This window comes from Kitasatospora sp. NPDC056273 (assembly GCF_042268845.1).
Taxonomy (GTDB): Bacteria; Actinomycetota; Actinomycetes; order Streptomycetales; family Streptomycetaceae; genus Kitasatospora.
The window spans coordinates 251818-274913 of record NZ_JBHJSJ010000001.1 but is presented as its reverse complement, the minus strand read 5'-3'; the positions used below and the strand labels follow the sequence as shown (position 1 = coordinate 274913).

The window sequence follows — 23096 nt, the reverse complement described above, 5'->3', positions numbered from 1 at the left end:
CGTCGGGTCCTCACCGTTCGTCATCGTCGGGGCTGCCGGGGGCGGCGGGTTCGTCGGGGCCGTCCAGCGCGGCGGCTTCGAGTTCGCTGAGCACCAGGTCCTCCACCAGGTCGGCCAGGGCGGCCACGGTGCGGGAGACCAGCACGTCGCGGGGGGTGAGCGTGACGCCGAAGGCGTCGTTGGCCCGGGAGGCGATCAGCAGGGCGCGCATGGAGTCGCCGCCCAGCTGGAAGAAGTCGTCGGTGGCGCCGACGGCGGTGCGCAGGGCCTCGGCCCAGATCTCCGCCACCGCCTCCTCGGTGGGGGTGCGGGGGGCCACCCGTCCGGCCGGCTCGGCCTCGGCCGGGTCGGGGGCGGGCAGGGCCGCGCGGTCGGTCTTGCCGCTCGCGGTGAGCGGGAAGCGCTCCAGTACCGCGAAGGCCGTGGGGACCATCGGGCCGGGCAGGGCGCGGGCGGCCAGGGCGCGCAGTTCGGCGGCGGTCGGCGGTTCGGCGCCGGGGGCGGCCAGCAGGTGGGCGACCAGCCGGGGCAGTCCGGGCTCGTCCTCCCGGATGCTCACCACCGCGTCCAGGACGGCCGGGTGGCGCGCCAGCACGGCCTCCACCTCGCCCGCCTCGATCCGGTGGCCGCGCAGCTTGAGCTGGTGGTCGGTGCGGCCCAGGTAGTGCAGTTCACCGTGGCGGTCGCGGCGCACCAGGTCGCCGGTGCGGTACATCCGGCCGCCGGGCGGCCCGTACGGGTCGGCGGTGAAGCGGGCGGCGGTCAGGCCGGGGCGGCCGAGGTAGCCGCGGGCCAGGGCAGGGCCGCTCAGCCACAGTTCGCCGGGGACGCCGTCGGGCACCGGCCGCAGCCGGGCGTCCAGGACGTACGCGCCGGTGCCGGGCAGCGGGCGGCCGATCGGCGGGGCGGCGCCGTCGGCGGTGAGCGGCGCGGACCAGGTGGCGACGACGGTGGCCTCGGTGGGGCCGTAGGAGTTGACCATCCGGTGGTGCGGGGCCCAGCGGGCGACCAGGTCGGGGCCGCAGGCCTCCGCGCCGACGATCAGGGTCTTCAGCGCGGGCAGGCTGCCGGGGGTGTCGGCCGGCAGGGTGGCGAGGGCGGCGGGCGGCAGCAGGGTGTGGGTGATCCGCTCCGCCCGGAGCAGTCCGGCCAGGTGGGCGCCGAGCAGCGGTCCGGGCTCAGGCACCACCAGCCGGGCGCCGTGCGGCAGGGCCAGGCACAGTTCGAGCACGGAGGCGTCGAAGCTGGGGGTGGCGAAGGCCAGCACCCGGTCCCCCGGGGCCACCTGGTAGTGGGCGGCCTCGGCGGCGGCGAAGGCGGCGAGGCCGCGGTGGGTGACCACGACGCCCTTGGGGGTGCCGGTGGAGCCGGAGGTGAAGATGACGTAGGCGGGGTCGTCCGGGTCGAGCGGGCGGGTGCGGTCGGCGTCGGTGGGGCGGTGGCCGGGGGCGCCGTCGGGGTCGGCGGCGAGCAGCTCGGCGACCTCCTTGGCGTCCAGGGTCAGCGCGGGCGCCGCGTCGCGCAGCATCGCCCCGATCCGCTCCTCGGGGTAGTGCGGGTCGACGGGCAGGAAGGCGGCGCCGGTCTTCGCCACCGCCAGTTCGGCGAGCACGGTGTCCGCCGAGCGGGGCAGCAGCAGGGCGACGGTCTCCCCGGGGCCGGCGCCGCGCGCGATCAGCCGGTGGGCGAGGCGGTTGGCGTGCGCCTCGGCCTCGGCGTAGGTCAGCTCCAGGCCGTCCGCGCTCAGCGCGACGGCCTCCGGCCACCGGTCCGCGGCGGCCTCGACCAGGGCGGGCAGGGTCGTCGGGGGCACCGGGGCGAGCGCCGGGCGGGCGGGGCCGTGCAGCAGCCGCTCCCGTTCGCCGGGCGGCAGCAGGTCGAGCCCGTCCAGCGGGGTGGCGCCGTCCGAGGCGGCCAGCGCGTTCAGGGTGTGCAGCAGCTGGTCGGCGAGCCGCCCGGCGGTCCGCCGGTCGAGGAAGCGCGGGTCGTGGCCGAGTTCCACGGCGAGCCGCCCGCCGGGCGAGACGACCACGGTGAGCGGGTAGTTGGTGGCCTCCCGGGCGTCCAGGTCGCGTACCAGCAGGCCGTACGCGCCGGCCGTGGCGTCGCCGACCGGGTAGTTCTCGAAGACCACCAGGCTGTCGAACAGCTCGGTGCCCGGCGGGACCTGACTCAGCCCGTGCATCCTGGCCAGCGGCAGGTGGTCGAAGCGGCGGTCCTCAGCCTGTTCCTCCTGGAGGGTGCGCAGCCAGTCGGCGCAGGGCTGCCGGCCGTCGACGGCGACCCGGGCGGGCAGGGTGGTGATGAACAGGCCGACGATGCCGTCGGAGCCGGCCAGGTCGGCGGGCCGGCCGGAGACGGTGGTGCCGAAGCAGACCCGCTGCTCCCCGCTCCAGCGCGACAGCAGCAGCGCCCAGGCGCCCTGCACCACGGTGTTGAGGGTGAGGCGGTGGCGGCGGGCGAACTCCTGGAGCCGCGCGGTCACGGCCTCGTCCAGCCGGTGCGAGAGCCAGTCGCCGGAGCGGGCGGTGTCGCCCTGGGCGGGGCGGCGGTCGTAGGGCAGCGGGGTGGGGGCGGCGAGGTCGCCCAGCACGCCGCGCCAGTGCTCGACGGCGGCACCGGTGTCGCGGGCGGCGAGCCAGCGGACGTACTCGGCGAAGGGGCGGCGCTCGGGCAGCTCGGGGCGCTCACCCCGGGCGAGGGCGGCGTGGGCGGCCAGCACGTCGGCGAGGACGTGGAAGACGCTCCAGCCGTCCAGCAGCACGTGGTGGAAGGCCCAGACCACCCGGACCTGCTCCGGGCCGAGCCGGACCAGGTCGAGCCGCAGCAGCGGGGGCCGGTCCAGCACCAGCGGGCGGGCCCGCTGCTCGGCGAGCAGTTCCTCCAGCCGGGCCGCGCGCTCGGCCTCGCCCAGCTCGCTCCAGTCGTGCTCGGCGACCGGCAGTTGCGCCTGGCGGTGGACCACCTGGAGCGGCACCGGCACGTCGCGCAGCGCCACCGAGGTGCGCAGCACCGGGGTGCGGTCGACGACGTGCTGCCAGGCGGCGGCCAGCAGGCCCGGGTCGCGGGCGCCGTCCAGGACGAAGGTGATCTGCTCGACGTAGAGGCCGTGTTCGGCCTCGTCCAGGCCGTGCACCACCATGCCGGTCTGGGTGGGGGTGAGCGGCTGGATCTCCGTCACCTCCCGTCCGGTGCCGGCCAGCCGGTCGACGCCGGCCTGGTCGAGGCCGGCCAGCGGGAAGTCGGAGGGGGTGCGGCCGCCGGCGCCGGGTTCGGCGCAGTGGCGGACGAGCTCCCGCAGCTCGTCCAGCAGTTCGGCGGCCAGCCGGGCGACCGTGCCGCTGTGGTGCACCGCGCGGGAGTAGGACCAGGTGAAGGAGAGCCGGCCCTCGGCGACCAGGCCGAGCACGTCCAGCAGGTGGGGGCGGCGGGCGGTGCGGTCCATGCCGCCGGTGAGCGGGCCGGCCGGGGCGTGCAGCAGGCCGCCGGGGGTGGCGGTCCAGTCCTGCCGGCCCAGGTAGTTGAAGCCGATCCGCGGCAGCGCCAGGCCCGGCACCGGCTTGAGGTGGCGCAGGGCGCCGTGGCCGAGGCCGCCGCCGGGGACGGCGCGCAGGCTCTCCTTGACGGCCTTCAGGGCGGTGCCGGGGTCGGCGTCCGGGGGCACGTCCAGGGCGACGGGGTACATCGTGGTGAACCAGCCGACGGTGCGGGAGAGGTCGACGCCGTCGAAGGGCTCCTCGCGGCCGTGGCCCTCCAGGGCGACCAGCACCTTGTCCTGTCCGGTCCAGCGGGCCAGCACCCGGCCGAGGGCGCAGAGCAGGGCGTCGTTGACCCGGGTGCGGTAGGCCTCCGGGACGTCCTGGAGCAGCCGGCGGGTGGACTCGGCGTCCAGGGCGAAGGTCAGCGACTCCTCGCTCTCCGCGGTATTGGCGCCGTCCAGGTCCACCGGCAGGTCACCGTCCACCAGGCCCTGCCAGTACGGGAGTTCCGCGTCGAAGCCGCCGGCCGCGGTGTGCGCGGCGAGCCGTTCGGCCCAGGCCCGGAAGGAGGTGCTCTTGGCGCCGAGGTCGGGCCGCTCGCCCGCGCTCAGCGCGTTGTGGGCGCGCTCCAGGTCCTCCAGCAGGATCCGCCAGGACACCGCGTCCACCACCAGGTGGTGCGCGGCCAGCAGCAGCACCGGGCGGGGGTCTTCGGCGAAGCGGCAGAGCGCGGCCCGCAGCAGCGGTCCGGCGGCCAGGTCGAAGCCCTCGGCCAGTCGCTCGCCGAGGTCCCGCAGGACGGTCGCGCGCTGCTCCCCCTCGGCGGCGGGCAGCTCGTGCGGGCGCAGTTCGGGGGCCTGGCCGGGTGCGGTGCCGTGCTGGCGCCACCGGCCGTCGGCGAGCGGTTCGTAGCGCAGCCGCAGCGCGTCGTGGTGGTCCAGGACGGCGGCCAGCGCGGCCCGCAGGGTTTCCTCGTCGGTGTCCGGGGCGAGGGTGAAGGAGACGGACTGGGTGAGCCGGGCCGGGTCGCCGTCCAGGGTGTCCAGCAGCCAGTGCTGGACGGGGGTGAGCGGGGCCTCGCCGACCACCGCGCCCTGGTCGGCGGCGGGCTCGGGCTGCGGTGAGCGCTCGGCGGCGCGGGCGAGTTCGGCCAGGGTCTGGTGGGCGAACAGGTGCCGGGGGGTCAGCGCCAGGCCGTCCCGGCGGGCCGCCGAGACGATCTGGATGCCGAGGATGGAGTCCCCGCCGAGGGCGAAGTAGTTGTCGTCCGCACTGACCTCGGGCACCCCGAGCACCTCGCGCCAGATGGCGGCGAGGACGCGCTCGGTGTCGGTGCGCGGGGACCGGCCGGCCTCCGTCGCGGGCGCGGCCCACACCGGCTCGGGCAGGGCGCGCCGGTCCAGCTTGCCGGTGGCGCCGAGCGGCAGCCGCTCCAGCGGCACCACCAGGGCGGGCACCAGGTGGCCGGGGAGGGTGCCGCCGAGGAAGGCCCGCCACTCGGCCTGGTCGGGCAGGGCGCCGTCGCGCGGCACCGCGTAGCCCACCAGCCGCTTGTGGCCGTCCTGGTCGACCACCCGGGCGGCGGCCGCCGACACCCGGGGGTGGCGGGCCAGCGCGGCCTCGACCTCGCCGAGTTCGATCCGGAAGCCGCGCACCTTGACCTGGTCGTCGGCGCGGCCGAGGTAGTCGAGGCCGCCGTCGGCGCTCCAGCGCACCCGGTCGCCGGTGCGGTACATCCGGGCGCCGGGCGGGCCGTACGGGTCGGGCAGGAAGCGGGCGGCGGTCAGGCCGGGGCGGCGCAGGTAGCCGCGGGCCACGCCGGTGCCGGCCAGGTACAGCTCCCCGGGCGCGCCGACGGGCACCGGGCGCAGCCGCTCGTCCAGGACGTAGGCCCGGGCGCCGCCGACCGGGCGGCCGATCGGCGGGTCGCGGTCCGGGTCGGCGGGGTCGCAGGTGTGGGCGGTGGCGTAGACGGTGGCCTCGGTGGGGCCGTAGACGTTCAGCACCCGGCAGCCGGGGACGGCCTCGCGGACCTGGCGCACGGTGCGGGCGGGCAGTGCCTCGCCGGCCAGCACCACGGTGTCCGCCGCGAGGTGCACGGCGCCGTCGGCGAGCAGTCCGCCGAGGGCCGAGGGCACCGCGCTGAGCAGGCCGGCCCGCCAGGGGCCGGGGCGCTCGGCCAGGGCCAGCAGGTCGCGCAGGAGTTCCACGCGGCCGCCGGAGAGCAGCGGCGCGAAGATCTCGAACACCGACACGTCGAAGTTGAGCGAGGTGGCGGCGAGCACGTGGGCCAGGCCGCCGTCGGCGAACTCGGCGGCGGCCCAGTCGGTCAGGGCGAGCACCGAGCTGTGGGCGACCACCACGCCCTTGGGGCGGCCGGTCGAGCCGGAGGTGTGGATGACGTACGCGGGGTGCTCCGGGCGCAGGGCGCCGTGCCGCTCCTCGTCGCGGACGGCGTCGGGGCGGGCGGCGGCCAGGCGCTCGCGGCAGGCGGGGTCGTCCAGCACGATCCGGGTGGACGGGCCGTCGGGCAGCCGGTCGGCGGTCGCCGTGCCGGTGACGACGGCGTCGGGCCGGACGTCCTCGAAGAGGTAGGCGATCCGCTCGGCCGGGTAGCCGGGGTCGACGGGCAGGTACGCGGCGCCGCTCTTGAGCACCGCGAGCAGTGCCACGGCGAGTTCGACGGTGCGGGGCAGCGCGAGCGCGACGAAGCGCTCGGGTCCGGCCCCGGCCGCGATCAGCAGCCGGGCCAGCCGGTTGGAGCGCTCGTCGAGCTCCCGGTAGGTCAGCTGCTCGTCGCCGGAGCGGACCGCCGGGGCGTCGGGGGTGCGGGCGGCCTGCCGGGCGAAGGCCTCGGGCAGGGTGCCGTCCGGTGCCTCGGTGAACGCCCCGCCGAGGCGGGCCACCAACTCGCGCCCCTCGGCCGGCTCCAGCAGCGGCAGTTCGCCCACCGGCCGGTCGAGGCCGGCCGCCATTCCGGCGAGCAGGGTGCGCAGGCCCGCGCCGAGCCCCTCGACGGTGGCGGTGTCGAAGAGGGCCGGGTCGTGGTCCAGGCCGACCTCGATGGACTCGCCGGGCGCCACCACCACGCTGAGCGGGTAGCTGGTCGGCTCCAGCACCTGCTCGGTCTCCACGCCGAGGCCGTGCCGGGTCAGCGACTGGGCGTCGAAGGGGTAGTTCTCGAAGACCACCAGGCTGTCGAACAGGGCGGTGCCGCCGGGCAGTTCGCTCCAGCCCTGGAGCTGGGCCAGCGAGACGGCGTCGTGCCGGCGGGCCTCGGACTGGTGGTCCTGGACCTCCCGCAGCAGCTCCCGCAGCGGGCGCCGGGGGTCGATCCGCACCCGGGTGGGCAGGGCGTTGATGAACAGCCCCACCATCGAGGTGACGCCGGGGAGTTCGGCGGGCCGGCCGGAGACGATGGTGCCGAACACCACGTCGTCCCCGCCGCCGTAGCGGGAGAGCAGCAGCGCCCAGGCACCCTGGAGCACGGTGTTGACGGTCAGCCCGGCCTGCCGGGCGGTGTCGCGCAGCCGCTCGGACAGCTCGGCGCCGAGGGCGACCCGTACCGAGGCCGAGGAGGAGGCGCGGTGGGCGCCGGCCGGGCGGCGGTCCCGGGGCAGTTCGGTGGGGGCGGGGAAGCCGGCCAGGGTGTCGCGCCAGTACCGCTCGGCCTCCGCCCCGTCCTGGCCGGCCAGCCAGCGCAGGTAGTCGGCGTAGGGCGCCCGTTCGGCCGGAGCGGGGGCGCGTCCGGCGGTCAGGGCGGCGTAGCGCTCGCACACCTCGTCGAAGACCTGGGCGGCGCTCCAGCCGTCGAGCAGCACGTGGTGGAAGGTCCACACCACCCGGACCCGGGTCGGTGTCAGCCGGATCAGGGCGAGGCGCAGCAGCGGCGCGCCGCCGAGGTCGATGCCGGCCGCCCGGTCCTCGGCGAGCAGCCGGGCGGTGTCCCGCTCGACCTGCTCGGCGGGGCGGCCGGTCCAGTCGTGGTGGGCGACCGGGACGGCGGCCCGGTGCTGGACGACCTGGAGCGGTTCGGCGCCGTCCTGCCAGCTGAGCCGGGTACGCAGGATCGCGTTGGCGTCGGCGGTCCGCTGCCAGGCCTCGGCCAGCGCGTGCGGGTCGGTGACCCCGTCCAGCACCAGCTGGACCTGGTTGACGTAGGTGTCGCCGTCCGGGTCGAGCAGGCTGTGGAAGAGCATCCCGGCCTGCATCGGGGTCAGCGGGTAGACGTCGGCGACCGCTCGGCCGTCCCCGGCGATCCGGTCCACGGCCGCCTGGTCGAGCCGGGCGAGCGGGAAGTCGGCGGGGGTGCGGCCGCCCGAGCCGGGCTCGGCGCAGTGGGCGACGATCTCCTCCAGGGCGCCCAGCATGGCGTGGGCGAGCCCGGTGACGGTGTCGGCGCGGTGCCGGCCGGAGCTGTAGTACCAGCCGATCTCCAGCTCGCCGTCCTCGACCCGGGCGACCACGTCCAGCAGGTGGGGGCGCTCGGTGCCGGGCGCCTCCGCGCCGCCGAGGCCGCCGGGGACGGCGCCGACCAGGGCGGCGCCGTCGGCGGACCAGTCGAAGCGGCCCAGGTAGTTGAAGGCGACGCCGGGGGCGGGCGCGTCGGCGAGCGCCACGTCCCCGGCGAGGTGGCGCAGCGCACCGTACCCGAGGCCGCGGTCGGGCACCGCCCGCAGCTGCTCCTTGACGGCCTTCAGGGCGGTGCCCCAGTCCCCCGCCGGGACGTCGAGGGCGACGGGGAAGAGCGAGGTGAACCAGCCGACCGTGCGGGACAGGTCGAGGCCGTCGAACAGCCGGTCCTCGCGGCCGTGGCCCTCCAGGCCGACGGCGACGGTGCCGCGCCCGGTCCAGTCGGCGAGCACCCGGCCGAGCGCGGTGAGCAGCACGTCGTCGATCCGGGTGCGGTAGACCGCGGGGACCTGGCGCAGCAGGGCGTCGGTGCGGTCGCGGTCCAGCCGGACGGTCACCTCGCGCAGGTCGGCGGCGGTGTTGGTACCGTCGCCGTCCACCGGCAGCGGGGTGGCGCAGGCCCGGGCGGCGGCCGCCCAGTGGTCCCGCTGCCCGTCGAAACCGCCGGCCGCGGTGTGCGCGGCCAGGCGGCGGGCCCACTCCCGGACGGAGCTGGTGCGGGCGGGCAGCCGCAGCGGGCGGCCCTCGACGGCCTGCCGGTAGGCGGTCTCCAGGTCCTCCAGCAGCACCCGCCAGGAGACGCCGTCGACCACCAGGTGGTGGACGGCCAGCAGCAGCCGGTCGGGCCGGGCGCCGTCGCCCCGGAACAGGCGGGCGGTGAGCAGCGGGCCGTCGGCCGGCCGGAAGGAGGCGTGGGCGGCCGCGGTCACCGCCTCCTCGGCGCCATGGCCGTGGACCTCCAGCAGCTCGGGCGCGGCCTCCTCGGCGGGGGCGCAGTGCTGCCGCCAGGTGCCGTCCTCGGAGCGGGTGAAGCGGGAGCGCAGCGCGTCGTGGTGGGCCCACAGGGCGGCCAGGGCGCGGCGCAGGGCCCGGGGGTCGACGGCGCCGGGAGCCTCCACCACCAGGGACTGGTCGAAGTGGTGGGCGTACGGCGGGTTCGGGTCGAGGAACCAGTGCTGGATCGGTGTCAGGCCGACCTCGCCGCCGACCGGTTCGGTGCCCGCGACGGTGACGGCGCTGCCGGCGGCCGCGGCCAGGGCGGCGACGGTGGGGTGCCGGAACAGGTCGCGCGGGGAGAGCGCGAGACCGGCGGCGCGGGCCCGGGAGACCACCTGGATGCTCAGGATGGAGTCGCCGCCGAGCAGGAAGAAGTCGTCGTCCAGCCCGACCCGTTCGACCCCGAGCAGCTCGGCCCAGATCGCGGCGAGCAGCCGTTCGCGGTCGGTGCCGGGGGCGCGGTGGGGGCGGTCGCCGCCCGCCGCCGACCAGTCGGGGGCGGGCAGCCGGCGGCGGTCCACCTTGCCGTTGGCGGTGATCGGGAGTTCGGGCAGGGTGACGAAGGCCGCGGGCAGCATGTAGTCGGGCAGGTCGGCGGCCAGGTGGGCGCGCAGCTCGGCGGCGCCGGGCGGCTCGGCGCCCTCGGCGGGCACCAGGTGGGCGGCGAGGCGCTTGCGTCCGGCGTCCTGGTGGAGCGAGATTACGGCCTCGGCGACAGCCGGGTGGGCGGTGAGCCGGGCCTCGATCTCGGCGGGTTCGATCCGGAAGCCGCGGATCTTGATCTGGTCGTCGGCGCGGCCGACGAAGTGCAGTTCGCCGTCCGCGCTCCACCGGACGGTGTCGCCGGTGCGGTACATCCGGGCGCCGGGCGGGCCGAAGGGGTCGGCGAGGTAGCGGGCGGCGGTCTCGCCGGGGCGGCCCGCGTAGCCACGCGCGAGCCCGGCCCCGGCGATGTACAACTCACCGGTGATGCCCGGCGGTTGGGGCTGGAGCGCGCCGTCCAGGACGTACACCCGGGTGTTGTCCAGCGGGCGGCCGATCGGCAGCGTGGCGGGCAGCTCGTCGCCCTCGCGGAAGGCCCGGCGGGTGGCGAAGGTGGTGGTCTCGGTCGGCCCGTAGCCGTCGACCACGGTGAGGCCGGGGCAGGCCGCCAGGACCTTGCGGACGGCGGCGCCGGGCACCGCCTCGCCGCCGGTCCACACCTCGCGGGCGCCGCGCAGGCAGCCCGGGTCCTCCTGGGCGAGCAGCCGGAACAGCCCGGCGGTCAGCCACAGGCAGGTCACGCCCCGCTCGGTGACGGCGTGCCGGACGGCGGCGGCGTCCAGGTCCTCCGGCGGGGCGAGGACGGCGGTGCCGCCGCGCAGCAGCGGCACCCAGAGCTCGTAGGTGGCGGCGTCGAAGGCGTGCGGGGAGTGCACCAGCACCCGGTCGTGGCCGGTGAAGGCGCGGTCCAGGGCGAGCGCGGCGACGTCCCGGCGGCGCACCGCGACGCCCTTGGGGGTGCCGGTGGAGCCCGAGGTGAACATCAGGTACTGGACGTTGTCGGGGTGGACGGCCGCCGGGGGCGCGGCCGGCGCGCCGGTGCGGTCCGGCCGGTCGACGCGCAGCACCCGCTCGGCGGGGCGCAGCTCGGCGGCGGTCTCCGCCCAGCGGGCGTCGGTGAGCAGCAGCTCGGCGCCCGCCTCGGCCAGCATCCGGTGCAGCCGCTCGCGCGGCGCCCGGCCGTCCAGCGGCACGAAGACGCCGCCGGTGCGGACCAGTGCCAGCTGGGCGACGACCAGCTCGACGGAGCGCTCCATCAGCACCCCGACCGGCTGCTCGACCCGGACCGCGTGCGCGGCCAGGCGTCCGGCCAACTCGGCGGCCCGGGCGTCCAGTTCGCGGTAGGTCAGGCGCTCGTCGCCGGCCTCCAGGGCGACCGCCCCGGGGGTGCGGAGCACCTGCTCGGCGAACAGCTCGGCGATGTCGGCCGCGGGCTGCTCGGCGGCGGTGGCGTTCCAGTCGACCAGGACGCGGTGCCGCTCCTCGGCGGTCAGCAGCGGCAGCCGCGCGGGCGGGCGGTGGGCGCCGGCGGGCAGGCCGGTCAGCGCGGCGGTGAGCTGACCGGCCAGCCGCCGCACGGTGGACTCGTCGAACAGCCGCGGGTCGTAGCAGAGCCGCAGGGACAGCTCCGGGCCGGGGTAGGCGAGCAGGGCGAGCGGGTAGTTGGTGGTCTCGATGCCGTCCAGGTCGCGCAGCCGCAGGCCGTGGGCGTCGGCCGCGTCCTCGTCGACCGGGTAGTTCTCGAAGACCACCAGGCTGTCGAACAGGCCGGTCTGCTCGGGCAGTCCGGTGCCGGCCCGCATCCGGGTGAGCGGGACGAAGCCGTACCGCCGGTCCTCGCTCTGCTCCCGCTGGAGGGCCTGGAGCCAGTCCAGCAGGGTGCCCTCGGCGGGCACCGTGGTGCGGGTCGGCAGGGTGGTGATGAACAGGCCGGTCATCGACTCGACGCCGGGCAGCTCGGGCGGGCGCCCGGAGGACGTGGTGCCGTACACCACCTCGGCACGCCCTGCCTGGCGGCCCAGCAGCACCGCCCAGGCGCCCTGGACCAGGGTGTTGAGGGTCAGCCCGGAGCCGCGCGCGAGGTCCTCCAGCGCCCTGGTCGCGGCGGCGGGCAGGGTGAACGGCACGGCCCGGGTGGACTCCGCGCGGTGGCTCTGCACCGGCTCGCGGTCGTACGGCAGCGGCGTCGCCTCCACCAGCCCGGCGAGGCGGGTGCGCCAGTGCCGTTCGGCCTCGGCGTGGTCGCGCCCGCCCAGCCAGGCCAGGTAGTCGCGGTAGGGCCGGCGCTCCGGCACGGTGCCGTACGGGACGTCCGCTCCGGGAGCGGCCAGGGCGCCGTGCACCGCGAAGACGTCCGAGAGCACCTGGAACAGGCTCCAGCCGTCCAGCACCAGGTGGTGGAACGACCAGAGCACCCGCACCCGGCTGTCCGAGAGGCGGATCAGCAGCAGCCGCTGGAGCGGGGCCCGCGCGAGGTCGAGGCCGCGGGCCCGGTCGCGGTCCAGCAGCTCGGCCAGCCGGGTGCGGCGCTCCTCCTCGGGCAGCGCGCGCCAGTCCAGGTGGCTGACCGGCACGGCCACCCGGCGGTGCACCACCAGCAGCGGCTCGGGCACCTCCTGCCAGCGGACGTGGGCGCGCAGCACCGCGGTGCGGTCGGTGACCCACTGCCAGGCCTCGGCGAGGCGGGCCGGGTCGGGCACCCCGTCGAGGACGAAGTCCAGCTGCTGGAAGTAGGCGCCGCTGTCCTCCTCGGCGAGGCCGTGGAAGAGCATGCCGGACTGGGTCGGGGTGAGCGGCAGGACGTCCTCCACCGCGCCCGGGTCGGCGCCGGTGATCAGGTCCACCGCCGGCTGGTCGAGCCGGGCCAGCGGGAAGTCGGACGGGGTGCGCCCGGCGGCGCCGGGGGTGGTCGCGTGGCGGGCGAGGTCGGCCAGCTCCTCGGCGAAGCGCCGGGCCAGTGCCTCGACGGTGGCACTGCCGTGGACGGCGGCGGAGTGGAACCAGGTGAACTCCAGCGCGTCGCCGTCCAGTCGGCCGACCACCTCCAGCGGGTGGGGGCGCTCGACCGCCGGGTCGGCGTCCAGCTCCAGCGGCCGGAAGGTGCCGCGGAACAGCCCGTCCGGGTCGTCCGGCAGGGCGATGCGGCCCAGGTAGTTGAAGCTGATCCGGGCGGCCGGCACCTCGGGCGCGGTGCCGGGGCGGCCGAGGTGGCGCAGCGCCTCGAAGCCGAGGCCGCGCCGGGGGACGGCGCGCAGCTGCTCCTTGACCTGCTTGAGGACGGTGTCCCAGCCGGCTCCCGCGGGGACGGCCAGGGCGACGGGGTGGCGGGTGGTGAACCAGCCGACCGTACGGCCGAGGTCGAGGTCGGCGAACAGCTCCTCGCGCCCGTGGCCCTCGACGTCCACCACGACCCGCTCCAGCCCGCTCTCCCCGCACAGCGCCCGGCCCAGCGCGCTCAGCAGCACGTCGTTGGCCTGGGTGCGGTAGGTGTCGGGCAGGGTGCGCAGCAGTGCGGCGGTGTCGGCGGGGCTCAGCCGGACGGTGACGGAGCGTTCGGTGGCGTAGCTGTCGGGGCCGTCGAGCTCGGCGGGGAACGGCTCGGCGGCGGGCCGCCCGGGCTCGGCGGCGGACTGCCCGGGCACGGCCTCGGCCCAGTACGCGGTCTCGTCCTCGAAGCCGCCCGCGGCGGCGAAGGCGCTCAGCCGCTCGGCCCACTGCCGCAGCGGCGAGGACTTCGCCGGGAGGGCGGCCGCGCCGTCCCGGCCCTCGCGGCGGGCCCGGTACGCGGTGTCGAGGTCCTCCAGCAGGACCCGCCAGGAGACCCCGTCGACCACCAGGTGGTGGACGGCCAGGTGGAGGACCGGGGGCCGGCCCCCGGCGCGCTCGTGCAGGACGGCGCGCAGCAGCGGGGCGCCGCCGGCCAGGTCGTACGGGCCGAAGTGCGGGGTGTCCTGGTCGGGGCCGGTGTGCCGGGCCAGGGTGGTGCGGGCCGTCGGCTCCTGGATCCGCCAGCGCACCGCGCCCGCGCCGTCCGGGGCCGTGAAGGCGGAGCGCAGCGCGTCGTGGTGGGCGACCAGGTCGTTCAGGGCCTCCTCCAGGGCCGCCCGGTCGAGGTCGCCGGGCAGCAGCAGGGAGACGGCCTGGGCGAAGTGGCCGGCCCGGCCGGTGGCCCGTTCGAACCACCAGCGCTGGATCGGGGTCAGCACGGCCTCCCCGGTGGCGGCCACCGGCGCGGGCGCGGCGGGCGCCTCGGCGTCCTCCGCGGCCAGGGCGAGCGCGGCGACCGTCTGGTGGCGGTAGAGGTCCCGGGAGGTCACCGCCAGCCCGGCCTGCCGGGAGCGGGCCACCACCTGGATGCCGAGGATGGAGTCGCCGCCGAGGTCGAAGAAGTTGTCGTCGGCGCCGACCCGCTCCAGCCGCAGCACCTCGGCCCAGATGCCGGCCAGCGCGCGTTCGGCGGGGGTCCGGGGGGCGACGTGGCGGGGGGCGGCCGGCGCAGGGGCCGGGTCGGTCTCCCCGCCGCGGGGCTTCGCCCGCTCCTCGACCCGGCCGAGGTGCTCCAGCCCGCCGTCGGCGGTCCACCGCACCAGCTCCCCGGTGCCGTACATCGCCTCCCCCGGCGCGCCGTACGGGTCGGGGACGAGCCGCTCGTCCGGCTGCTCCGGGAGGTAGCCCGCGAGGTACAACTCGCCGGGCACCCCGACGGGTTGGGGGCGCCGCGCGCGGTCGAGCACGTGGACCCGGCTCCACCCGGACGGCCGGGCCGGGTCGGTGCCCGGGAGCTCCCGCGGCGGCTTCCGGGAGGCGAGCAGCGCGCGCTGCTCCTCCTCGGGGATCATCGGCAGTTCGGCGAGGGTGCGCCGCGGCCCGTCCGCCATCCCGGCCAGCAGCCGGTGCAGGTGGCCGGCCAGCGCGGTGACCGTCCGCCGGTCGAACAGGTCGGTGTCGTACTCGACCGTCAGCGTGCAGCCGCCGTCGGCCTCGTCGGGGGTGAACTCCAGCACCAGGTCGAAGCGGGCTGCCGGGCGGGGCAGCGGGTGGTCGGTGAAGCGCAGCCCGCCGGCGGGCGCCGGGGCGGCGGGGGTCTGCTGGACGACGGCGACCTGGACCAGCGGGGTGCGGCTGGGGTCGCGGGGCGGGGCCAGTTCCTCGACCACCCGGTCGAAGGGCACCTCGGCGTGGGCGAAGGCGTCCAGCAGGGTGGTGCGCATGGACTCCACGAAGCGGTCGACGGTGGCCCGCTCGTCCACGTCGCCGCGCAGCACCACGGTGTTGACGAAGAAGCCGGTCACCTCCTCCAGCTCGCGCCGCTCCCGCCCGTTGACGACGGTGCCGAGGGCCACGTCCCGCTGGCCGGAGTGGCGCGAGAGCAGCAGCGCGGACGCCCCGGCGAACAGGGTGAACACGGTGGTGCCGCGGCCGGCGGCGAGGTGGCGCAGCCGGTCGACCAGCTCGGCCGGGAGGTGGTGGCGGTGCGCCGCGCCGTGGCCGGCGCGCTCGGCGGGCCGGGGGCGGTCGGTGGGCAGCCGCAGGGTGGGCAGGCCGGCCAGGGCGCGCTTCCAGTAGGCGAGTTCGGGGGCGTGGTCGGCCGGGCGGTGCTGCTCCCAGTGGGCGTAGTCGGGGTACTGGAGGGCGGGGGCGGGCAGGCTGTCGGGTTCGCCGGTGGCCTCCGCCCGCAGGAGGGCGGCCAGTTCGCGGGTGAGGACGCCGACCGACCAGCCGTCGGTGACGATGTGGTGCTGCGCCAGCAGCAGCAGGTGCTCGTCGGCGGCGAGCCGGACCAGCAGCGCCCGGCTGAGCGGGCCCCGCGCCAGGTCGTAGGGCCGCTCCAGTTCCTCGGCGAGCAGGCGGTCGGCCGCCTCGGCGCGCTCGCCGGCGGGCAGGGCGCCGAGGTCCTCGGTGCGCAGCGGCAGGTCGGCCCGCTCGGCGACGTGCTGCTCGAGCCGCCCGTCGACGGCGGTGACGGTGGTGCGCAGCGCGTCGTGCCGGGCGGTGAGCCGCCGCAGGGCCCGGCCGAGGGCCTCCCGGTCGAGGTCGCCGTGCAGCCGCAGGGCGACGCCGGTGTGGTTGCCGGTGCCGCCGGTGGCGAGGTCCTCCAGGAACCAGAGCCGGCGCTGGGCGCTGGAGAGCGGCAGCGGCTCCCCGCGCGGGGCGGGCGGGACGGGCCCGGTGGGCGCGGCGGCGGCCGGCCGGTCGAGCAGCGGCGCGAGGGCGGCGACGGTGCGGGCGGTGAACACGTCCCGCAGGGTGAGCCGGACGCCGAGGCGTTCGGTGATCCGGGCCAGGGTGCGGGCGGCGAGGACGGAGTCGCCGCCGAGGTCGAAGAAGTCGTCCTCGGCCCCCACCGCGTCGAGGCCGAGGACCTCGGCCCAGACGGCGGCCAGGGCGCGCTCCCGTTCGGTGCGCGGGGCGAGCCCGCCGCCGGCGCTCTGCCGGGCGGGCGCGGGCAGCGCCCGCTGGTCGATCTTGAGCTGCGGGGTGAGCGGGAAGGCGGGCAGCACGACGACGGCGGCGGGCACCAGGTGGGCGGGCAGCGCGGCGGCCAGGGCGGTGCGCAGCGCGGCCGGGTCCGGGGGCAGTTCCGGGTCGGCGGGCGTGGCGTAGCCGACCAGCCGGGTGTGGCCCGGTTCGTCCTCGCGGACCACGACCACGGCCTGGTCGACGGCGGGGTGGGCGCGCAGCGCGGCCTCGATCTCGCCCGGCTCGATCCGGAAGCCGCGGACCTTGACCTGCCGGTCGAGCCGGCCGAGGAACTCCAGCTCCCCGTCGGCGGTGAACCGGGCCCGGTCGCCGGTGCGGTAGAGCCGGGCGCCGGGCGGGCCGAAGGGGTCGGCGACGAAGCGGGCGGCGGTCAGGCCGGGGCGGCCGAGGTAGCCGCGGGCGACGCCCTCGCCGCCGAGGTACAGCTCGCCGTCGGTGCCGGCCGGCTGGGGCCGCATGGCCTCGTCGAGCACGTACACCCGGGCGTGCGGCAGGGCGCCGCCGATGGTGGGCGCGCCGGTGCCGGCGGTGAGCGGGCCGGTCCAGGTGGCGACGATGGTGGCCTCGGTCGGGCCGTAGGAGTTGACCATGCGCCGGCCGGGCGCCCAGCGGTCGACCAGCTCGGCGGAGCAGGCCTCGGCCCCGACGATCAGGGTGCGCAGGTGGCGGCCCGCGCCGGCCGGGACGGTGGCCAGGGCCGCGGGCGGGATCAGGGTGTGGGTGATGCGCTGCCCGTCCAGGACGGCGGCGAGCTCCTCCCCGAGCCACGGGCCGTCCGGGGGGATCACCAGGGTGGCGCCGGTGAGGACGGAGACGAACAGCTCCAGGACGGAGGCGTCGAAGCTGGGCGAGGAGAACTGGAGCACCCGGTCCCCCGGCCCGACCGCGTAGTTGTCGATCGCCGCCGCCGTGAAGCCGGCGATCCCCCGGTGGGTGACGACCACGCCCTTGGGCGTCCCGGTGGAGCCCGAGGTGTAGATCACGTACGCCGGGTGGTCGGTGCCGTCGGCGGCCGGGAGGTCGGTGTGGTCCCGGTCCTCGGGGCGCTCCGTCTCCAGGGCCGCGCGGACGGCGGCCGGGTCGTCCAGGACGAGCGCGGGGGCGGCGTCGGCGAGCATCAGCGCCCGCCGCTCGGCGGGGTAGCCCGGGTCGACGGGCAGGAAGGCGGCGCCCGCCCGGACGACGGCCAGCTCGGCGGCGACCAGCTCCATGGAGCGCGGCAGGACCAGGGCCACCGTCCGCTCCGGCCCGGCGCCGCGCCGGCCCAGGTCGCGGGCCAGCCGCTCGACGCGTTCGGCCAGGTCGCGGTACGTCCAGCTGCGCTGCCCGTCGGTCAGCGCGGGCGCGTGCGGCGTGCGGGCCGCCTGGGCGGCGAACAGGGCGTCCAGGGTCCGGGGCGCCGCCGACGGTGCGGTGGTGCCACCGGCCGGCGCCTGCGGCGGGGCGGTCGGGCGCACGGGCTGGGCAGGCCGGTCGGCCATGGCGGAAGGTCCTTCCGAGGGGGGCGACGACGAGGGCGGCGGGGCAGGCGGTGGCCGGCCCTCGGACCCGGGGAACGGTGCGGGTTCGGTGCGGGGGTGGGGTCGGTGCAGGGGTGGGCGTACGGCGGCCGGGCCGGTCGGCTCAGTCGGCGGCGGCCCGGCGGGCGGTGCGCCCGGAGACCTGCACCCGGTCGATCCGGCCGGTGGCCGGGTCCCGGTGGAAGCGCCCGCCGGGTTCGGGGCGCCCGGTGTCGGGGGCGATCAGGTCGTAGGAGAGGTCGGCGTAGCAGCGCAGTGGGATCGGGAGGTCGCCGTCGACCGAGAGGGTGGCCGGTCCGGCGCCGGCCGGCTCGACCCGGTAGCGGATGGCGCCGTTGCGGTAGTCGCCCGCGCACTCGGCCAGGGCCGCCGGGGCGGCGAGCAGCACGGGTCCGCCCGCGCCGACCGGTTCGATCCCCGCGGGCACCCGTACTCCGGCCAACTCCTCCAGGTCTGACGCGAGTTCGCGCCAGAGGGCGGTGGCGGCGCCGGCGTTGCCGGTGAAGGCGACCACGAGGCCGCTGTCCGGGTCGGCCCGCAGATGGCAGGAGGTGCCCATGGCGTTGCCGTCGTGGCCGCACCACAGCCGCCCGTCCTGCCGATAGAGCGCCGCGCCGGCACCCCAGCCGTCGGCGAGCGCTCCCGGCCGGGCGCCGGGCTCCGGGCGGCGCATCAGCTCGGCGGTGTCCGGGGGCAGCACCTTGGCGCGGCCGACCAGGGCGGCGCCGAGCGCGGCGAGGTCCGCGGCGCTGGCCAGCAGGGCGCCGGCCGGGGCCTCCAGTGGGGCCAGGTTCTGCCGGACGGCCCGGGGCAGGCCGGTCGCGGCGTTGAGCGCGTGCCCGGCGGCGACCGGCCGTCCGGGGGCGGCGGTGTCGACGAACACCGGCCCGGTGCCGAAGGGTTCGAGCAGCAGGGCGCGCACCGCCTCGTGCCAGGGCATCCCGGTCACCGTCTCGACCAGGCGCCCGGCGGCGACGTAGCCGGCGTTGGAGTAGGAGAAGTCCGTCCCGGGCGGGAACAGCGCGTCCGGGGCGGTGCAGACGGCGGACAGGTAGCGGGTCGCGGTGGTGCGGGCGGCGGCGTCGGAGTCCGGTCCGGTGGGCAGTCCGCCGGTGTGGCTCAGCAGCTGACGAATCGTTACTTCAGGCAGCTGCCGGAACTCCGGAAGGTGCTCGGCGGTCGGCTCGTCGAGGTCGAGGTCGCCGTCGTCGGCGAGCAGCATCACCAGGGCGGCCGTGTAGGGCTTGGTGAGCGATCCGACCGGAACGGCGGTGTCCTCGGTGAACGGTACCCCGGTGCCGGTGTCGGCCACCCCGGTGTGCAGGACGACGGCCTCCGGGCCGGTGTCCAGCACCAGTTGGGCACCGGGCACCCGGTGGGCGCGCGCGAGCGTGTCGAGCCGGTGCTGCAGCTCGCCGCGCAGGAGGAGCGGCGACCGCTCGCGGGCGGGCGCCGGACTGGCGTACGGCATGGCGGAACTCCCGTTGACTGGTTCTCGGGTGCGGGCGCGCCGGGCGCCCGCGGTGGAATCGCGGATTGGGAGGCGGCACAGCGGGAATTCCCGGCCGTCGTCGCCTGCTTCAGGACGCGCGGGAACGGAGGGAATCGGCGTCGGCCCGGCCGGCGGAGGCCGTCCGGCCCCGGGAACGGGAATCCCCGGACGCCCGCGGCCGGGCACCGCACCCGCCCTCGCGGAGCCGTTCCGCGGTCGCGTCGGCGCGCCCGGACCGGGCGGTGCGAATACGATCCGGATTTCCCTCCGCGCGATGAACGGCGGACCGGATCGCGGTGAACCGCGAGCCTCCGAATACTCTTACCCCGCCGGCACGTTCGAACAGAAAACCGTCCCCCGGCGGCCGGCCGCTCTCCCGGCCCCCACCTGCGCAACGGCCGTACCCGGCATGCCCATTCCCCCTTTTGGCGATCCACCCCCGCAACCGCCGCGCGGAACGCGCCGACACGGTCGGGGAGTCGCACAATCCCTGTCGTCCCGAACGTCCGGACGACGAACGCGCAACAGTCTTCACGGCGGGTCAGCCGCTCGCAACCCCTTCCGATTGAACGGAGAGCGACCGCCGTCGGTAATCGGAACGCCAAAATCCCAGGTGCGACTCCCGGCCGCGCCCGGAACGCCCGAGAACGGGCGCGAATTCTTTGGCCGAAAATATAAGGTTCGGATCCCACCAGCCACTCGAACAGTCATTCGTCGAAATAGCCGAGTGATTTACCGGGCGCCTGTGACGAATGTGGTGACTGTGATGCATGGGATTGCTGTGCCGGAATGCGACGGAATTCACCGGGCGGGCCGCGAGTGGCACTGCCCGGGGCCCGAGCGCCCGGGCCCCGGCCGACCGGCCCCCCACCGGCCGGTCACCCGGGCACCGGCGCGGCTACCACCAGTGCGGCGGCGGCCCCTGCGAGCCCGCCGGGTACTCGTCCAGCGGGACGAGCCCCCGCTCCCAGGCGGCCAGCACCGGTTCAAGCACCCGCCAGGCCTCCTCGGCCTCGTCGCCGCGGATGGACAGCGCCGGATCGCCGTTCAGGACGTCCAGCAGCAGCCGCCCGTACGCGGGCAGGTCCTGCGGCTCCATCCGCGCGGTCAGCGAGAGCGGGACGAGCTCGTGGGCGTGGGCGCCGATGCCGGTCAGGTCCAGGGCCAGCCCCTCCGGCTCCAGCTCGAACCGCAGCACGTTGGGCCGGGCCTCCCCGCCGTGGCCCTCCCCGCCGGAGCCCTTCCCGCCGTGGCTCTTCCCGCCGTGGCCGAACGGCAGGTGGGGCACCGGGCGGAAGTGCACCGCGACCTCCTTGCGGTCCGCGCCCAGGGCCTTGCCGCTGCGCAGCCGGAACCGCGTCCCGGCCCACCGCCAGCTGTCCAGCTCCAGTTCCACCTCGGCGAAGGTCTCGGTGCCGCGCGCCGGGTCCACGCCCTCCTCCTCGGCGTACGCGGGGACGTCGCGGTCCCCGATCCGGCCCGGCAGGTAGCGGGCCCGCCGGGTGCGGTGCACCACGTCGTGCTCGGTCAGCGGCCGTACGGAGCGCAGCACGTCCACCTTCCGGTCGCGCAGGTCCCGTTCGCCGAGCGTGAGCGGCGGTTCCATGGCCACCAGGCAGAGCAGTTGCAGCAGGTGGTTCTGGACCATGTCCTTGAGCGCCCCGACCCGGTCGTAGTACCCGGCCCGGCCCTCCAGCGCCAGCGTCTCGTCCCAGGTGATGTCCACCTCGGCGATGTGGGTGCTGTTCCAGAGGGGTTCGAGCACCCGGTTGGCCAGCCGGCTGCCGAGGACGTTCTGGACGGTCGTCATGGCCAGGAAGTGGTCGACCCGGAACACCGCCCGCTCCGGCAGGAGTTCGGCGAGCAGCCGGTTCAGCTCCCGCGCGCCGGCCAGGTCCTCGCCGAACGGCTTCTCCAGGACGATCCGGCTGCCCTCCGGCAGGCCCGCCGCGTGCAGGGCGGTGACCGCGGCGGGGAAGAGCGCCGGTGGGAGGGCGAGGTAGACGGCCACCGGCCCCTCCCCGGCGACGACCGCGGCCACGTCGGCCGGGTCGGTGACGTCGGCCCGCCGGTAGTCGAGGGCGGAGACCACCGCCTCCCCGGCCCCGGCCGGGAGGGCGCCGCCGTGCCGGTCGAGCCGCTCCGCGGCCCACGCCCGGTACCGCCCGGTGTCCCAGTCCTCCCGGCTCGCCCCGGTCACCCGGAGCGCGTCGCCGGTGTGCCCCGCCGCCCGCAGCGCGGCCAGCGCCGGCAGCAGGAAGCGGGCGCTGAGGTCCCCGGTCGCGCCGAGGATCGCGAGCCGGTCGATCATGCCCGTCCCCCCGCCCTCGCCCGGGCCAGGTTCACGCCGCTGGAGATGATCCCGATGTGGCTGAACGCCTGGGGGAAGTTGCCCATGAACTCTCCTGTGGAGGGGTCGATCTGCTCGGACACCAGCCCCAGCGGGCTCGCCCGGGAGCACAGCGAGGCGTACAGCTCCCCGGCCTCGTCGGTCCGGCCCTGGCCGACCAGGTTGTCGACCAGCCAGAAGCTGCACAGCACGAAGGCGCCCTCGTCGCCCGGCAGCCCGTCCGGGGACTCCTCGTGCAGGTAGCGGTAGAGCAGCCCGCCGCCCGCCGACAGGCGCTCGGCGACGGCCGCCGCGGTCGCCACCATCCGCGGGTGGCCGGCCGGCACCACCCGGCGCAGCGGGAGCGCGAGCAGGCTCGCGTCCAGCGTGCCCCCGCCGTCCAGGTGGGCGCTGAGGGTCTTGGCGTCCTCGTCCCAGGACTGCTCCAGGACGAGCCGGCGCAGCTCCTCGGCCGAGGCGCGCCAGCGGTCCGGCCCGTCGGACCGGCCGAGCCGCTCGCCGATCCGGGCGGCCCGGTCCAGGGCCACCTGGCACAGGCCCGCCGAGTACGTGAACACCCGGCCCTCGCTGCGCACTTCCCAGATGCCCTGGTCCGGCTCCCGCCAGGCCTGCCGGGCGGCGTCGGCCAGCTCGGCCAGGCCGGCCCAGAGCGCGGGCTGGATCTCGCCGCCGGAGCGCAGCCACTGGTGGGCGCAGTCCAGGATCTCGCCGTAGACGTCGTGCTGGCGCTGGTCGGTCGCGCCGTTGCCCCAGCGGACCGGGGCCGAGCCCTGGTAGCCCTCCAGTTCGCCGTCCACGACCTCGTCCGGCACCGGGCCGCCGCGCAGGTCGTACATGATCCGGGGCCGCCGGCTGGTCTCGAAGGCGTCCAGGACCCAGCCGAGGAAGGCGTCGGCCTCGCCGCCGAAGCCGATCCGGCGCAGGGCGAACACGGCGAACGCCGCGTCGCGGATCCAGCTGTAGCGGTAGTCCCAGTTGCGGATCCCGCCGATCGGCGCGGGCAGCGAGGAGGTGGGGGCGGCGACCAGCGAGCCGTTGGCCCAGTCGTCGCAGAGCTTCAGCGTGATCGCGGCCCGCCGGACCAGGGGCTCCTGGGGGCCGTCGTACGCGAAGTGCCCCATCCAGCGGCGCCAGGCCTCGGCGGTGGCCTTCAGCGTCGCGTCGGTGTCGAAGCGGTGGTGGCGGTGGAAGCGGCCCCAGGACAGCACCAGGTCCAGGCGTTCGCCCTGCCGCAGTTCGTGGGTATCGCGCAGGCCGGTCAGCGGGCGGTTGGAGCGCAGGTGCAGCCGCAGGTCCGGACGGCGGTGCGGGCGCACCTCCAGTCCGCTGAACAGGGCGCGGGCCTGCGCGCCGCCGCGCGGCTCCAGCTCCGCCCGCAGCCGGACCGTCCCGTCCAGCACCACGGCCGAGCGCACGAGTTCGCCCCGGTCGGCCGGCGCGTCGTCGGTGAGGTCGGCGCCGGAGCGCAGGGTCAGCGCGTCGGTGACGCGCACCAGGCCGGTGGGGCCGCGCAGTTCGGTGACCAGCACGCCGGTGTCCGGTTCGTAGCGCTGCCTGGCCTCCACCAGGCCCTCCGGGGCGAGGGTGAAGTGCCCGCCCCGGGCGTGGTCCAGCAGGCCGCAGAACAGCGGCTCGGAGTCGAAGCGGGGCAGGCACAGCCACGGGATGGCGCCGTCCAGGCCGACCAGCGCGGCCGTCGCGCCGTTGCCGATCAGGCCGAGGTCCTCCAGCGGCGGGTAGCCGTTCCGGCGGCGGACCGGCCGGAACGGTGGGTCGGGGTCGTACATGCCGCCTCGCTTCCGCAGCGCCAAGGGGGGTGGTCG

General features: G+C 77.1%; 4 protein-coding genes. All 4 read right to left on the bottom strand.

Features of this window, described 5'->3' with window-relative positions:
• Nucleotides 1–10: 10 nt before the first annotated feature.
• Nucleotides 11–17392 (bottom strand): non-ribosomal peptide synthase/polyketide synthase, encoded by a 17382-nt coding sequence (locus ACFCY1_RS01070; protein WP_375873065.1) that lies wholly within the window; start codon nucleotides 17390–17392, stop codon nucleotides 11–13.
• A 142-nt stretch (nucleotides 17393–17534) separates the two neighbouring features.
• Complete coding sequence (locus ACFCY1_RS01065) at nucleotides 17535–18902, bottom strand: serine hydrolase domain-containing protein (RefSeq protein WP_375873064.1); 1368 nt, start codon at nucleotides 18900–18902, stop codon at nucleotides 17535–17537.
• A 919-nt stretch (nucleotides 18903–19821) separates the two neighbouring features.
• Nucleotides 19822–21234 (bottom strand): glucose-6-phosphate dehydrogenase, encoded by a 1413-nt coding sequence (locus ACFCY1_RS01060; protein WP_375873063.1) that lies wholly within the window; start codon nucleotides 21232–21234, stop codon nucleotides 19822–19824.
• Nucleotides 21231–23060 (bottom strand): glycoside hydrolase family 15 protein, encoded by a 1830-nt coding sequence (locus tag ACFCY1_RS01055; protein ID WP_375873062.1) that lies wholly within the window; start codon nucleotides 23058–23060, stop codon nucleotides 21231–21233. Before ACFCY1_RS01055 ends, ACFCY1_RS01060 begins: the two co-directional genes overlap by 4 nt.
• Nucleotides 23061–23096 lie beyond the last annotated feature (36 nt).

Bases quoted from the DNA above. Each gene is read 5' to 3' on its own strand.
- ACFCY1_RS01060 (WP_375873063.1), bottom strand. From the start codon at position 21,234: ATGATCGACCGGCTCGCGATCCTCGGCGCGACCGGGGACCTCAGCGCC.
- ACFCY1_RS01055 (WP_375873062.1), bottom strand. From the start codon at position 23,060: ATGTACGACCCCGACCCACCGTTCCGGCCGGTCCGCCGCCGGAACGGC.
- ACFCY1_RS01070 (WP_375873065.1), bottom strand. From the start codon at position 17,392: ATGGCCGACCGGCCTGCCCAGCCCGTGCGCCCGACCGCCCCGCCGCAG.
- ACFCY1_RS01065 (WP_375873064.1), bottom strand. From the start codon at position 18,902: ATGCCGTACGCCAGTCCGGCGCCCGCCCGCGAGCGGTCGCCGCTCCTC.